The organism is Nocardiopsis lambiniae, assembly GCF_031845465.1.
GTDB classification, from domain to species: Bacteria; Actinomycetota; Actinomycetes; order Streptosporangiales; family Streptosporangiaceae; genus Nocardiopsis; species Nocardiopsis lambiniae.
Window position 1 is genome coordinate 251,326 of sequence record NZ_JAVREP010000003.1, and the last position, 14,136, is coordinate 265,461.

The 14,136-nt window shown below is 70.2% G+C and carries 15 protein-coding genes; 3 read left to right on the forward strand and 12 right to left on the reverse strand.

Annotated elements, in window-relative coordinates; all coding sequences use genetic code 11:
• Nucleotide 1: 1 nt before the first annotated feature.
• The 4 genes from RM479_RS07140 to RM479_RS07155 form a co-directional block, all read right to left on the reverse strand.
• Nucleotides 2-751 carry an ABC transporter permease gene (locus tag RM479_RS07140; RefSeq protein WP_311510914.1) on the reverse strand — a complete coding sequence of 250 codons (750 nt, stop codon included), beginning with the start codon at nucleotides 749-751 and terminating at the stop codon, nucleotides 2-4.
• Nucleotides 748-1,689: an ABC transporter ATP-binding protein gene (locus tag RM479_RS07145; protein ID WP_311510915.1), complete on the reverse strand. Its 942-nt coding sequence runs from the start codon at nucleotides 1,687-1,689 to the stop codon at nucleotides 748-750. Before RM479_RS07145 ends, RM479_RS07140 begins: the two co-directional genes overlap by 4 nt.
• A gap of 299 nt (nucleotides 1,690-1,988) precedes the next feature.
• On the reverse strand, nucleotides 1,989-2,192 hold the full coding sequence (gene bldC / locus RM479_RS07150; protein WP_013155387.1) for a developmental transcriptional regulator BldC: 204 nt from the start codon (nucleotides 2,190-2,192) through the stop codon (nucleotides 1,989-1,991).
• 707 nt (nucleotides 2,193-2,899) lie between these two features.
• Nucleotides 2,900-3,733: a hypothetical protein gene (locus tag RM479_RS07155; protein ID WP_311510919.1), complete on the reverse strand. Its 834-nt coding sequence runs from the start codon at nucleotides 3,731-3,733 to the stop codon at nucleotides 2,900-2,902.
• Nucleotides 3,734-4,034: 301 nt separating this feature from the next.
• Here RM479_RS07155 and RM479_RS07160 point away from each other — a divergent pair, with 301 nt between their 5' ends.
• A complete protein-coding gene (locus RM479_RS07160; protein WP_274812496.1) occupies nucleotides 4,035-4,256 on the forward strand; it encodes a DUF3073 domain-containing protein in 222 nt (73 codons plus the stop codon).
• Between the two features lie 147 nt (nucleotides 4,257-4,403).
• Here RM479_RS07160 and purM read toward each other — a convergent pair whose 3' ends face one another.
• The 3 genes from purM to RM479_RS07175 form a co-directional block, all read right to left on the reverse strand.
• A complete protein-coding gene (purM, locus tag RM479_RS07165) occupies nucleotides 4,404-5,465 on the reverse strand; it encodes a phosphoribosylformylglycinamidine cyclo-ligase (RefSeq protein WP_311510921.1) in 1,062 nt (353 codons plus the stop codon).
• Between the two features lie 85 nt (nucleotides 5,466-5,550).
• Complete coding sequence (gene purF / locus RM479_RS07170) at nucleotides 5,551-7,047, reverse strand: amidophosphoribosyltransferase (protein ID WP_311510923.1); 1,497 nt, start codon at nucleotides 7,045-7,047, stop codon at nucleotides 5,551-5,553.
• 2 nt (nucleotides 7,048-7,049) lie between these two features.
• Entirely contained in the window at nucleotides 7,050-7,502 is a 453-nt protein-coding gene (locus RM479_RS07175; protein WP_311510925.1) for a sterol carrier family protein, read from the reverse strand.
• Nucleotides 7,503-7,928: 426 nt separating this feature from the next.
• On the opposite strand from RM479_RS07175, the gene RM479_RS07180 reads away from it, so the two are divergent.
• The gene (locus tag RM479_RS07180; RefSeq protein WP_274812500.1) at nucleotides 7,929-8,546 is read left to right on the forward strand and encodes a DUF47 domain-containing protein; all 618 of its coding nucleotides are present in this window, start codon (nucleotides 7,929-7,931) and stop codon (nucleotides 8,544-8,546) included.
• A gap of 1 nt (nucleotide 8,547) precedes the next feature.
• On the opposite strand, the gene RM479_RS07185 is transcribed toward RM479_RS07180, so the two are convergent.
• Nucleotides 8,548-9,576 (reverse strand): hypothetical protein, encoded by a 1,029-nt coding sequence (locus tag RM479_RS07185; protein WP_311510927.1) that lies wholly within the window; start codon nucleotides 9,574-9,576, stop codon nucleotides 8,548-8,550.
• A 91-nt stretch (nucleotides 9,577-9,667) separates the two neighbouring features.
• Here RM479_RS07185 and RM479_RS07190 point away from each other — a divergent pair, with 91 nt between their 5' ends.
• On the forward strand, nucleotides 9,668-9,883 hold the full coding sequence (locus tag RM479_RS07190) for a hypothetical protein (protein WP_311510928.1): 216 nt from the start codon (nucleotides 9,668-9,670) through the stop codon (nucleotides 9,881-9,883).
• Here RM479_RS07190 and RM479_RS07195 read toward each other — a convergent pair.
• From RM479_RS07195 to pstC, 4 genes are all read right to left on the reverse strand, one after another.
• On the reverse strand, nucleotides 9,870-10,832 hold the full coding sequence (locus RM479_RS07195) for a nucleoside hydrolase (RefSeq protein ID WP_311510929.1): 963 nt from the start codon (nucleotides 10,830-10,832) through the stop codon (nucleotides 9,870-9,872). The genes RM479_RS07190 and RM479_RS07195 overlap by 14 nt on opposite strands.
• A 237-nt stretch (nucleotides 10,833-11,069) precedes the next feature.
• The gene (pstB, locus tag RM479_RS07200; protein WP_274812504.1) at nucleotides 11,070-11,849 is read right to left on the reverse strand and encodes a phosphate ABC transporter ATP-binding protein PstB; all 780 of its coding nucleotides are present in this window, start codon (nucleotides 11,847-11,849) and stop codon (nucleotides 11,070-11,072) included.
• Nucleotides 11,850-11,881: 32 nt separating this feature from the next.
• Nucleotides 11,882-12,961, reverse strand: coding sequence for a phosphate ABC transporter permease PstA (pstA, locus tag RM479_RS07205; RefSeq protein ID WP_311510930.1), 1,080 nt, complete (start codon nucleotides 12,959-12,961; stop codon nucleotides 11,882-11,884).
• Complete coding sequence (gene pstC / locus RM479_RS07210; protein ID WP_311510932.1) at nucleotides 12,961-13,923, reverse strand: phosphate ABC transporter permease subunit PstC; 963 nt, start codon at nucleotides 13,921-13,923, stop codon at nucleotides 12,961-12,963. The genes pstA and pstC overlap by 1 nt, the downstream gene beginning before the upstream one ends.
• Between the last annotated feature and the right edge of the window lie 213 nt (nucleotides 13,924-14,136).

Below are 14,136 nucleotides of genomic sequence, written 5' to 3' on the forward strand. Positions count from 1 at the left end.
CCTACCCCTTCGTCGCCGGTCGCAGGAACGAGTGCACCGCGTACGCCCCGAAGAGCAGGGTCCATCCGAGCGACCCCGCCACGGTACCGGGAGCGGGCGCGCCCCCGGCCACGGTGTCCCACCCCAGAGAACCGAACAGGTGCCCCGGGGACCAGGCCGCGATGGCCGCCAACACGGTCGGGAACTCCGAGATCGGGAACCACAGGCCGCCGAACAGCGCCAGCACCAGGTTCACCACGACGTTGGTCGTCCCGGCGGCGGAGGGGGACAGCCGGTACCCGTTGGCGATGCCCAGCAGGACGAACGGCAGCGAACCCGCCCAGAGCAGCAGGGCCAGGGCGGCCCACTGCCAGGGCTCCAGCCGGATCCCGTTGAGGAGCATCCCGGTGAGCAGGACCAACAGGACGGCGGGCAGCACCATGAGCGAACCGGTGACCGCCCGCCCGGCCACGATCAGACCCGGGCGCAGGGGCAGCAGCCGCAGCAGGCGCAGCCACCCCGTGGACTTGTCCTCGGCGACGGCGCTGCCGGCCGACAGCCCGGCGCCGAGCGCGCCGTAGGCGGCCAGGCCCACCATGGACGTCAGCGCCCACCCGGCGTCGACCGGCTGGGATCCCCGGCCGATGCTCGTGAACAGCACGTACATCAGCACGGGGGTGCCGAGTCCGAAGACCACGAAGCCGGGATCACGGTAGGTGCGGCGGATCTCCAGACCGACGTAGGCGGACAGGAGGGTGACGGTGCGGATCATCGGTGGTCGGCCTTCCGGGAGGCGGGAACGGTGCCGGTGTCGGAGGTGATGCCGATGAAGGCCTCCTCCAGCCCGGCGGTGGCGACCTCCAGGTCGCGCACCCGGGTGAGCCCGGCCAGGGCGTGCACGGTCTCGTCGGAGTCGGTGGTGCGCAGCCGGACGCGACCGCCGAGGTCCTCCACGGACACGACCCCGGGCAGGGTCCCCAGCCCTTCCGGGAGGTCCGTCCCGGCGGGCCGGGTGAAGGACACGAGCCCGGTGCCGAACGAGCGGCGGATCCGCTCCCCGGTGTCGTCGGCGACGATCCGGCCCCGATCGATGACGACGACCCGGTCGGCGTTGAGGTCGGCCTCCTCCAGGTGGTGCGTGGAGAAGAGCACGGTGGTGCCGCGGTCGGTGAGGACGCGCATCGTCTCCCAGAAGGCGCGGCGGGCGGCCACGTCCAAGGCGGCGGTGGGCTCGTCCAGGACCAGTAGCCCGGGGGCGCCGACCAGGGCGAGGGCGAAGCACACCCGCTGGGTCTGGCCGCCGGAGAGCCGGTCGGCGCGGCGGCGAGCGACCTCGGTCAGCCCGGCCAGGGCGAGGGCCTCGGCGACCGGCGTCGGGTGGCGGTGGGTACGGGCGACGAACCCGACCAGTTCGCGGACGGTGACCCGGGGGATCGGCCGGATGTCCTGGAGCATCGCTCCGACCCGGCCGTCGTCGACCGCCTCGCGGGGGGAACCGCCGAACAGGCTGACGGTCCCGGACGTCGGGGTGTTCAGCCCGAGGAGCATGTCGACGACGGTCGACTTGCCGGCGCCGTTGCGGCCGAGCAGGGCCACCCGCTCACCCGCGCCGATGGCGAGGTCCACCCCGTCCACGGCGCGTACCGCGCCGAACTCCTTGACGACCCCGCTCAGTGTCACGGCCGGGGGCGCCGCGTGCGTCGTGTGCATGCCCCGAACGCTACGGACGGCCGTAGGCCCCCGGGCAGAGGGAGATGTACGGTCCTGTCCGGTACGAATGTCCCACTCGCAGGTCGGAGCCGGTGTGCCCCGGGACACGGGCGGGCCGGTGTCCCGGCGCGCACCTCGGTCGCCCGGCACCCCCCGGGACGCGGAGAGCGGCACGGCGCGTGGAACGCGGAAGGGGCGGGCCTTCTCCGTGGAAGGCCCGCCCTCGGGTCTTGTCAGCCTGTATCGGCGGCCGGAGCCCGTCCGGCCGTTCCCCCCGGAAGCGGCTCAGACCGGGGAGATCACTCCGTACGCTGGCTGGGGATGCCGGCCAGCAGGGCACGGACCTCCGTCTCACGGTAGCGACGGTGTCCGCCCAAGGTGCGGATCGAGGTCAGCTTGCCCGCCTTGGCCCAGCGTGTCACGGTCTTGGGGTCCACGCGGAACATGGTGGCAACCTCGGCGGGGGTCAACAGGGGCTCCGCCTCGGGCGTGCGAGTTGACATGTGTACGGCCTCTCCTCCTGGATCTGTGTGCCGATCCTTGAGCCTGTGATCCTGGCGCTGCGCCCGGATGTCCAATATTTCCTCTAGGTCCATATTGGCATCACCCGAGGTGATTGTGCGACCACTACTAGCAACTTTGCGTGTGGGAGGCCTCGGAAAGCCGCCCGTAGTCGCGTCACGCTAAGTGATTCTAGCGACACGTTTAGTGGCATGTGGCGTATTCGGTCAAAACTTCGTTCTCGGGCCTCGTTTTTCTCGATCCGGAGAGCACGAAGTGCTAAGGCGACCTGACCGAAAACCGCCTTCGGGCTTCCGGCGGAGGGGTCGCGCCTCCGGTGGGCCCCGAGGTGGAGGGGTGGGGGACGGAGAGGTGGGCTTCCCCTCCACGCACTTCCCTCGGGTGGTCGGGTCGCGCGGGATCGCCCGCGCGGTAGGGGTTCTCCGATGGTCGAGCGTGCTTTCAGTGATCGGGCGACTACAGTCTACGTCGATCCCTAACGGGCGTTATGCCCAGTTTCACCACGCTTGATGTCGTGCGCGGACGACGTCCGGGCTCGCACCGTTGTCACGTGCGAAAACAACCGGCTCGTGGAGGAAGAAACCTGGTGTACCAGGTTGGCGAACGGCGCGTCGTCGGTGTGCCCTCGCGCGAATTTCACGACGGAATGGGGGCGGATGTCCACGAAAAAGTGGGCATTCCATCACCCTCAGTTGGCGTGCTCCAGGGCGCGGATCGACCTCCACCGGCGAAGCAGTCGATCCCGCAGTTCCCTCACCCGCACCGCGTCGCCCTTCTCCAACGCCCGCACCGCCTCCGCCACCTCGGCCACCGAGCGGTCCTGTGCCAGCCGCTCGTCGTCGATCAGGTGCGGCAGGCCGCCGTAGTCCAGCTCCAGTAGGGACTTCGGATGGCCCACCGTCCGCAGCCAGTCGATGAGCCGGTCCGTCGAAGCCGAGACCGCGTGCCGCCCGACGCGCTCGCTCAGCACCGCCACCGTGCGCTCCAGACGCTCCAGGCCCGTCGCGCTCCGCGTCAGGTACACCAGGGCCCGGGTCGGCCCCGCGGAGGGCACCAGGCGGCGTTCCCCGTCCGAGAACGGCACGAACCACGGCACCGGTATCACCCAGTTGCTCGACAGGATCCCCGGACGGATCCGCGCGCCCGAGGCCCGCCACTCCCGATAGTCCGCCTCGACGCGTTCGGCCTCCCGCTCCGGCACGAAGGCCTCGCTCAACGCCGGCGCCGTCTCCTCGGTGAACTCGGTGAACGCCCGCCACGAGCGCAGCCGGGTCTCCCACGGGCACACGTACAGCCTTCCGTCCACCCGCCGGAGATAGGCGTTCGCGCTCTCCACGGTGGGTGCCACCACCGGCGGGGTGACCGTCAGCCTGCCCAGGCTCTCCGCCTGTTCGGCCGCCAGGGCCTGCGCGCGACGGGGGCGGTCGGGCGAGGCGGCGTACCCCTCCCAGTGATCCCGCTCGCTCGGTCCGAAGGACTCGATCGGCTGATAGACGCGGAGATAGGCGGTGTAGGGCAGCACGGAACGCATCGTGACACACATCCCGGCATGTGGCGCTCGCCACGCCCGAAGCCCCCGTTCCCCGCTCTGGAAGGGGTTCCCACGGCGCTGACCGAAGGGGAATCGGGTGGGGCCCGGGCCGCGCACCACATCCGTCACACCCGGGTGGCGTAGGCACGGCGGGGCCCGACCAGGTACGGTTGTACGTGTACGTAAGCTGACGCCTGTCGTCAGTGGCGTTTGACGGCCGTCAGCCCGATAGTCGGGTTGGTTAAGTGATCCGGCGTTCTGTCGGAACTCCATCGTTGAGGGGGTCGAGCCAATGGGGCGCGGCCGAGCCAAGGCCAAGCAGCAGAAGGTCGCCCGGAAGCTCAAGTACAGCACCGGTGGGACCGATCTTGATCGGCTGCGGTCGGAGCTGGGTGTCGCTGAGGATGAGGGATCTCCCGGACCTGTTCCGGACGATACCTACGCGGATTCTCACGACGACCTGATCGACCGTTACGCGGATCTCGTCGATAAGTACTCGGAGTCCGACAAGTAAGACGTCGGACAGGGGCTTCCAGGTCGCTCGGACAACACAGCCGACCTGTGGACACCACCGGTCCCCACGGGGGCCGGGCCGGACAGGTGGATATAGCCGGTGCGAACCACTGCGGTGGTTCGCACCGGCTATGTTCGTGTCCTTTTCTCACACGCCCGGGTGGTCACCGTTCAGGTGGGCCCGGCCGGAACCCGACCTCACCGTTCCCAGCCGCCAGGCGGGGACACCGCGTTCGGCGAGCACCTCCAGGGCGCGTTCGGCCGATTCCGCCGCCACGATCGCCACCATGCCCACACCCATGTTGAACGTGGCCTCCATGTCCTCGCGGGAGACCGAGCCCTTCTCCGCCAGGAAGCCGAACACGGGGTCGGGCGTCCACGTGGACCGGTCCAGGTCGGCGTCCACGTGGTCGGGCAGGGACCGGGACAGGTTCGCGGCCAGCCCGCCGCCGGTGATGTGCGAATACGCGTGCACCTCCACCGCATCGGTCAGCGCGACGCAGTCCTTGGCGTAGATCCGGGTCGGGGTGAGCAGCACCTCGCCCAGTTCGCCGCCCAGCTCCGGAACGTGCGCCGTCAGGTCCAGGTCCGCGGTGTCCACGATGTGGCGGACCAGCGAGTACCCGTTGGAGTGCGGGCCCGAGGACGCCATCGCGATGACGGCGTCGCCCTCGCGGACCCGGTCCGGGCCCAGGATCGCGTCACCCTCCACCACGCCGGTGCCGGCGCCGGCCAGGTCGTACTCCTCGGGGCCCATCGCCCCGGGGTGCTCGGCGGTCTCGCCGCCGATGAGGGAGCAACCGGCCTGGTGGCAGCCCTCGGCGATGCCGCCGACGATCTCGGCGATGCGCTCGGGCACCACCGCGCCGCAGGCGATGTAGTCGGTCATGAACAGCGGCTCGGCGCCGCTGACCACGAGGTCGTCGACGACCATCCCGACCAGGTCGATGCCGATGGTGTCGTGCCGGTCCAGCTTCTGGGCCAGCAGCACCTTGGTGCCCACACCGTCGGTGGACGTCGCCAGCACCGGGTCCTCGTACTTGGCGGTGTCCAGGCGGAACAGGCCCGCGAAACCGCTGGCGTCGGTGACCTGTTCGGGCCGTCGCGTACGCGCGACGTGGCTCTTCATCAGGTCGACGGCGCGCTCCCCGGCGGCGATGTCGACGCCCGCGGCGGCGTACGCTCCCGTCGCCTTGCTGTCGGCTGCCACGCGAGTTCTCCTCGTGCTGTGATGGATGTCGCCCCGGATTCAGGGCATGGCGGACGGACGCACGGCGGTGCCGCCGTGCGGACGGCTACTTGGCGCTCGTCGCCAGAGTGGAGCCCTCGGGGGTACCGCAGGACTTCTCCAGCAGGTACTTGCCCCGGGCGGCGGGGTCCACCTCGATCGGGTACACGCCGTCGAAGCAGGCCCGGCACAGGTCGTTCTCCGGGACCGTGGTGGCGGCGATGAGCTCGTCGAGGTCGACGTAGGCGAGGCTGTCGGCGTCCACGGACGCGGCGATCTCCTCCACCGACAGGTTCGCGGCGATGAGCTCGGCGCGGGTGGCGAAGTCGATGCCGTAGTAGCACGGCCACAGCACGGGCGGGCTGGAGATGCGCACGTGCACCTCGGCGGCCCCCGCGTCGCGCAGCATCCGCACCAGGGCGCGCTGGGTGTTGCCGCGCACGATCGAGTCGTCCACGACCACCAGCCGGCGGCCCTCGATGACCTCGCGCAGCGGGTTGAGCTTGAGCCGGATGCCGAGCTGGCGCAGGGTCTGGCTGGGCTGGATGAAGGTCCGGCCCACGTAGGAGTTCTTCACCAGGCCCTGGGCGAACGGGATCCCGCTGGCCTCGGCGTATCCGACCGCGGCGGGCGTGCCGGACTCGGGCACCGGGATGACCAGGTCGGCGTCCACCGGGTGCTGCTTGGCGAGCCGGCGGCCCACCTCCACCCGGGTGGAGTTGACGTTGCGCCCGGCGATGGTGGTGTCGGGGCGGGCCAGGTAGACGTACTCGAACAGGCAGCCCTTGCGGCGGGCGGGCGCGAACCGGCGGGACCGGACGCCGCGCTCGTCGATGGTGAGCAGCTCGCCGGGCTCGATCTCGCGGACCATCTCGGCGCCCACGATGTCGAGGGCGGCGGTCTCGCTGGCGACGACCCAGCCGCCGGCGTCGGAGGACCTGCCGAGCCTGCCCAGCACGAACGGGCGGATGCCCTGCGGGTCGCGGGCCGCGTACAGGGTGTTCTCGTCCATGAACACGAGCGAGAAGGCGCCCTGCACCCGCGGGAGCAGCTCCATGGCCGCTTCCTCGACGGTGCCGCCCTCGCTGGCCCTGGCGGCCAGCAGGTTGGTGAGGACCTCGGTGTCCGTGGTCGCGTTGCGCCTGCTGTGGGGCAGGAGCGCGGCCAGTTCCGGGGTGTTGATCAGGTTGCCGTTGTGGCCGAGGGCCAGGCCTCCCTCGCGCGCCGTGTAGAAGGTCGGCTGTGCGTTCTCCCAGACCGGTGAACCGGTGGTGGAGTAACGGCAGTGGCCGATGGCGAGGTGGCCGCGCAGGGAGTCCAGGGTCGCCTCGTTGAAGACCTGGGAGACCAGTCCCATGTCCTTGTAGACGACGATCCGTTCCCCGTCGCTCAATGCGATGCCCGCGGATTCCTGTCCGCGATGCTGAAGAGCGTAGAGACCGAAGTAGGTGAGCTTGCTGACTTCTTCGCCGGGAGCCCAGACCCCGAATACACCGCAGGCGTCCTGCGGGCCGCGTTCGAGCGGATCGAGGTCCATGGAGAGCCGGCCGTCGGAGTACGACACACTCACAGCTTAGTGCCTGGCGGTGGGGGCGGCACCACCCGGGGCCAGAGGGGGAGCTGTTCCGACAGGTCGGAGCGGGTTCCGCTGGCCCGCACCGCCCCGTCCCGAACCGCCTGCTCCCAGGCGGTATCGCCCACGGACAGGCGCAACCAGAGCTCCGGGGAGGTCTCCACCACACCCGGCGGGGTGCCTCGGGTGTGACGTGGACCCTCGATCGCCTGCACGGCCCCGAAGGGTGGCACCCGTACCTCCAGGGAGTTGCCGGGCGCCCGGTCGGCGAGCATCGCCAGGGAGGCCCGCACGGCCAGTTTGATCAGTGGGCGGTCGCCGCCGGCCAGCGCGGCCCGGACGCACGCCTCGACGGCGCTCTCCGCGGCCTCGGGGGCGGGTTCTCCGGCGTCGGTCAGAGCCTGGCGGACCCGGCGTACCAGGGCGGGTGTGAGAGTGGACGGCATGACCGAAAGCCTAGGAGGTGGGGTGGATCACGGGGGGATCGGTGTGGAGTGACGGGCGGGGCAATGCGATCGTGAACACGGGGGATACTTGCCATTGACGCTCAATGGCCCGAAAGTGGACATCGGAGAACTCCGGTGGTGCACTCCACCGGTCTCCCACCGATCGGGTGATTCGTGTCTCAGCGCACCGCTGGTCAGCGGGCGCGGAACACGGTAGCGTCCCGAACCGTCCCGGTGTCGTTGAGATTGGGAGGAATGCGATGGGCCCCTTCCCCCAGGGAGTTCCACGCGCCGGTGCCGCCGAACAGAACGAGGAATGACCGCGCACGCGACCGACGCGACGGCCCCTCGCGTCCCGACGAGCCGCTCGGCGGACCCGCTTAACATCCACCAAGGAACACCCACCGCACCATCGGGAGAGACGACGTGCGCCTCCGTTTGCGCCCGCGTGATGACAGCTACTACGAGTTGTTCACCGACTCGGCGAACAACCTGGTCATCGCGGCCCGCCTGCTGGTGGAGCTGATGAGTGACGGGGCGGATCGTGAGGCCATCGGTGAGAAGATGCGCGCCTGCGAGCATGCGGGCGACGACGCCACCCACGCGATCATGCGCCGTCTCAACAAGAGTTCGGCGCCTCCCCTCCACCGGGAGGACATCTACCGTTTGGCCTCCAACCTCGACGACGTCATGGACTCCATGGACGCCGCCGTGGACCTCATCGGTCTCTACGGCCTGGAACGTCTGCCCAAGGGGATCATCGACCAGATCGAGGTGCTGGAGCGCGCGGCGGAGCTGACGGCCGAGGCGATGCCGCGACTGCGCACGATGCAGGACCTCACCAGGTACTGGATCGAGATCAACCAACTGGAGAACCAGGCCGACCGGATCTACCGCAAACTCCTCGCGAAGCTGTTCAGCGGCGAGTACGACGCTCTGACGGTGCTCAAGCTCAAGGACGTCATCGAGGAACTGGAGACGGCCGCCGACGCCTTCGAGCACGTGGCCAACACGGTCGAGACCATCGTGGTCAAGCACGGCTGACTCAGGGCACCTCCCCGGAGAACACCAGCGGTGGGTACAGGGACGAGCCGTCCTCATCGCGGAACTCCAGGGTCCACTGGAGCGGGACGTCGCCCTCGATGATCAGGCAGTCGGTGTCCCAGCCACCGCTCTGTCCGGGGGCCAGGCTCGCCGGCGGGTTCACGACGTCGCCCAGGAGCTGGGGGAACGACTCCCGCAACGGGGCCCCGGAGGCGCAGGTCTCCAGCACGGAGCCGGTGTGCACGGGCTCGTCGGTGCCGTTGGCGGCGGTGACCGTCCAGGCGAAGTAGTGCAGGGGATCGAACCCGGCGCCCTCGTCGGGATCGGGGAGGGGCGCCTCCTCCGACGGCTCCCCCTCTTCGGATCCCTCCTCCGCCGGGTCCTCCGGGGGTCCGTCCTCCGACTCCCCTTCGGAAGGCTCCTCATCGGGCCCGTCGACGGGCCCGTCCCCGTCCTCGGGGTGCTCCTCCTCGGTGGGCGGCTCCTCGTCCTCCGGTGACCCTTCCTCCTCGGGGGAGGTCTCGTCGGTCGGCTCCCCGTCGGAGGACTCCTCCTCAGGGGATTCCCCGTCGAAGGGCGGCTCCTCGTCGGTGGGGTCGCCCTCGTCCTCCTCCTCGAAGTCCTGGGGCTCCTCGTGCTCCTGGGGCTCCCGGGGCTCCTCGGGGGTGCTCCGGTACCCCCCGTCGTCCGTACGGCGCTCCACGGCGCCCATGGTCACCGTGAAGCCGTCCTCGAACGTGTGGGAGCCGCCCAGCGGCAGGTGGACCGCCTGACCGTAGGGGAGTGGGGTCTGCGGTCCCCCCGGTTCGTTCGCGCCCTCGTCGGACCCCTCCTGGTCCTCCTGGTCCTCCTGGCCGGGCGGCCTCGCCGGCTCGGTCCCGGGTCCGGTCTCCTCGGACGGGGTGTCCTCCGGGACCGTGGTCTCGGCGGGCGGTGATCCCTCCCCGCCGGTGGTCTCCACCGGGACGACGACGCAGGCGGTCGCACACAGGACGACGGCCGCGACGGCGGCGAGTGCGGAAGTCTGCACGACGGGCCCTCCTCTCATGAGGCGGACATTAGGCGACATACCCCCATAAAAGCGTCAAATTTGCCAGGCTCAAGGGAAAGCAGAACGGACCATGCCCGACAGGCCTCCACCGGAGTCCACCCTCGACCTCGCGAACGGCGTCCTGAGCACCCCGGCCCGGGGGGTCGCCCCCCGTGCCCGCGCGCACGTCGTCGAGCACACCCGGCGCCGTGCCCTGTGCCGCCGCGACCCGGTGACGGCCGACGCCGAGGGCGGCGAGGAGACCGTCGCCGCCGCCCGGGGCGTCATCGCCTTCACAGGCCCGTGATCTCGCGCTCCGGTGCGGTCTCCCGGGCCAGCAGCGACCGGATGTACTCGTAGAACCCGTCCGCGTCGACGTCCTCGATCACCCGGGCGTTGGGCTCCAGGCCGTGCACGCCCCACGACATGGCCGAGTAGCCCCGGGTCAGCTCCCCGGCGGTCTCCACGTCCACGTGGTACGGCGACGCCTCGCGCACCAGCTCCGGGTGGAGCAGCACGGCGGCGGTCAGCGAGTCGGGGTGCGTGGTGCCGTCGATGCCGACCTTGCGGTCGAACTCCAGCGTCGCCGCGCAGACGCGGGTGAAGAACCGCGACAGGGGGGTGCCGAGCGCGGCGATCTCGTCCAGCCGTTCCTGCCCGAACACCGCGCGGCGCAGCGTCAGCGGGTCCCACGGCACCACGGTGATCTCGAACCCGGCGCCGAACACGGTCTTGGCCGCTTCCGGGTCGACGTAGAAGTTGAACTCGGCGGCGGCGGTGATGTTGCCCCGGCCGTTGTTGGAGCCGCCCATGATGTACAGCGACTTCACGTTGCCCGCGAAGTCGGGGTCCTTGATCACGGCGGCGGCGATGTTGGTGAGCGGGCCGATCGCCACGATCGACAGCTCACCGGGGCTCTCGGCGGCCAGCCGCACCAGGGCGTCCACCGCGTGCTCGGCCTCCGGCTCCCGGCCGGCCTGATCCATGTCCAGACCGCCGGAGCCGTCCCCGTGGACGTTCTCCGCGCTCACCCACGCGCGCACCAGCGGTCGCCGGGAGCCCAGGTACACGGGCACGGGAGACGCGCCCGCCACGTTCAGCGTCATGAAGGCGTTGCGCACCTGCTGGTCGAAGCCGACGTTCCCGGCGACCATCGTGATCGCCCGCAGGTCGGCGGCCGGGTCCAGCAACCCGACCAGCAGGGCGACGCAGTCGTCCTGCGCGGTATCGGTGTCGATCACCAACGGCACGGTCATTCCGGGGTCCCCCCAACGTCACGGGTGCCCGCTCAAGGGCCCCCTCCGCCCCCATTCAACCCCTCAACGGCCTCCTCCGGTCCCCGCCCCGACCGCCCCTCGCGCCTGCGGCGGGCTCGACGATCCGCAGCCGTAGGCCTTCGCGCACCCGACACCCTGGGCCAGGGTGTCGCGGAACACGTCCGGGGTGAGGGGGCCGGTGGACGGGACCCCTCGGGCGGAGCGGACGGCGTCAGGTCACCCGAAGCGGCCCGTGATGTAGTTCTCGGTCTCCTTCTTCTCGGGACGGGTGAAGATCTTGTTGGTCTCGCCCATCTCGATCAGCCTGCCCGGCTTGCCCGGTGCGGACAGGTTGAAGAAGGCCGTGCGGTCCGACACCCGGGCCGCCTGCTGCATGTTGTGGGTGACGATGACGATCGTGTAGTCCTCCTTCAGCTTGTGAATGAGGTCCTCGATCGCCAGCGTCGAGATCGGGTCCAGCGCCGAGCACGGCTCGTCCATGAGCAGGACCGACGGCTTCACCGCCGTGGCGCGCGCGATGCACAGCCGCTGCTGCTGGCCGCCGGACAGGCCCGCACCGGGCTTGTTCAGCCGGTCCTTGACCTCTTCCCACAGGTTGGCGCCGCGCAGCGACTCCTCGACCAGCCCGTCGGCGTCCGCCTTGCTCATCCGCTTGTTGTTGAGGCGGGCCCCCGCGATCACGTTGTCGTAGATCGACATGGTGGGGAACGGGTTGGCCTTCTGGAAGACCATGCCGACCTCGCCGCGGACCAGCACCGGGTCCACGTCGGGGGCGTAGATGTCCATGTCGTCCAGCAGCACCTTGCCCTCGGCGCGGGCACCCGGGGTGACCTCGTGCATGCGGTTGAGGGTGCGCAGGAAGGTCGACTTCCCACAGCCGGAGGACCCGATGAACGCCGTCACCGAACGCGGCTCGATGGTCATTGACACGTCCTCGACGGCGAGGAAGTCGCCGTAGTAGACGTGGAGTCCGGAGACGTCGATTCGTTTCGCCACAGGATGTTCCTCGTGATTACCGGGTTGGCGGGCTAGCGGGACTTCGGCGCGAACAGGCGGCCGATCATGCGGGCCAGGAAGAAGAGCAGCATCACCACGAGGATGAGCGTCAACGCGGCAGCCCAGGCCCTCTCGTAGTTGACCGCGCCGCCCATGCGGACCTGCGAGTAGATGAACACGGGAAGGCTCATCATCTGCCCGTCGAACAGGTTCCAGTTGATCGACACCGCCGACGATCCCGCGGTGAGGATCAGGGGCGCCGTCTCTCCGATAACGCGCGCGATGGCGAGCATGATCCCCGTGGTCAGCCCCGCGGCCGACGTGGGCAGCACCACCTTGGTGATGGTCCGCCACTTGGGCACGCCCAGCGCGTAGGAGGCCTCGCGCAGGTCCTGCGGGACCAGGCGCAGCATCTCCTCGCTGGAGCGCACCACGACCGGGATCATGAGCACGGCCAGGGAGATCGCGCCGGCGGCGCCGTTGGTGGCGCCGGGGCCGAACAGGATGATCCACAGGGCCACCACGAACAGACCGGCGACGATCGACGGGATGCCCGTCATGACGTCGACGAAGAACATGATGGTGCGCTTCATCCGACCGCGCGCGTACTCCACCAGGTAGACCGCGGTCATGATGCCGATCGGCACCGAGATCAGGGTGGCCATACCGGTGATCGCCAGGGTGCCGACGACGGCGTGGTAGGCGCCGCCGGCGTCCATGCTCGGCAGGACGCCGTTCATCGACACCGACAGGAAGTAGCCGTCGAACCGGGCCAGGCCGTTGGCGGTCACCGTCGACAGCACCGACACCAGCGGCAGCATCGCCAGCGCGAAACACACGTAGACGAGGGCGGTGACCAGACGGTCCTTGGCCTTGCGACCACCCTCGACCCGCGCGGAGGCCGTCACGACGATCACCGTGTAGGCGAGGGCGGTGAGCACCCCCCACAGGATGAACCCGAAGGAGGAGAAGGCGAGCAGGACGCCCGCGACCACGGCGGCCGAGGAGGCCAGCAGGGCGGCGGGGAAGTAACGGGGCAGTGACCCGCTGCGCAGGTCGCGACGGGGCGCGCCGGTGCCGGGCCCGGTCGGCTGAGCGGTCGTCAGGCTCATCAGGACTCCTTGTTGCCGCGCGCCACGATGTAGCGTGCGCCCATGTTGACGACCAGGGTGATCGCGAACAGCACCAGACCGGCGGCGATCAGCGCGGAGACGCCGTAGCCGGTGGCCTCGGGGTACTGGAGGGCGATGTGCCCGGCGATGGTCTGGTTACCGCTCTGGAGCAGGTTCCAGGAGACGATCAGGGAGGGCGACAGGATCATGGCGACCGCCATGGTCTCGCCCAGGGCGCGGCCCATGCCGAGCATGGCCCCGCCGATGACGCCGGACTTGCCGAAGGGCAGGACGGCCAGGCGGATCATCTCCCAGCGGGTGGCGCCCATGGCCAGGGCGGCCTCCCGGTGTCCCTGCGGGACCTGGTGGAAGACGTCGCGGGACATGGCGGTGATGATCGGCAGGATCATCACGGCGAGCACGATGCCCGCCGTGAGGATGGTGCGGGCCGAGGTGGAGGCGGGGCCGGCGAACAGCGGGATCCAGCCGAGGTTGCGGGCCAGCCCCTCGTACACCGGGACCAGCTGCGGGGCGAGGAAGCCGATGCCCCACAGGCCGTAGACGACGCTGGGGATCGCGGCGAGCAGGTCCACCATGTAGCCGAGCAGCGAGGCGAGGCGGCGCGGCGCGTAGTAGACGATGAACAGCGCGATCCCGACGGCGACCGGGGTGGCCAGCAGCAGGGCGATGCCGGCGGCGAGCACGGTGCCGAACGCCAGCGCCCCCACGCCGAAGGCCGGGTTCTCGCGGACGTTGGCGTCCCACGCCTTGTCGGTGATGAAGTTCGCGGTGTTCGCGCTCAGCGAGGGCCAGGCCTGGACGATCAGGAAGGCCGCGACGCCGGCGAGGATCATCAGGATCAGGATGCCCGAGCCTCGGGCGAGCCCGGCGAAAGCGACATCGCCGATCCGGCGCTTGCCCTTGGACGGTGGTGCCACCGTGGGCGCGTCCGTCGTCGTCATGTATCGGCTCCGGTTCGGAAAGGTTTCAGTGCCGGCCGCCCGCCCCCCGCGGGCGGGCTCCGAGCCCTGTCGGGTTCGGGTGTCCTTCCTCGGGGGATCACCCCGCGGGAGGCCACCGCGACCACCGAACGCGGAGAGGTCGCGATGCGCCGAATGCGAAGGTAGGCCCGCTAAGTGACCAGATATCCCAGGGAAGGTGAACGAGAGATGAAC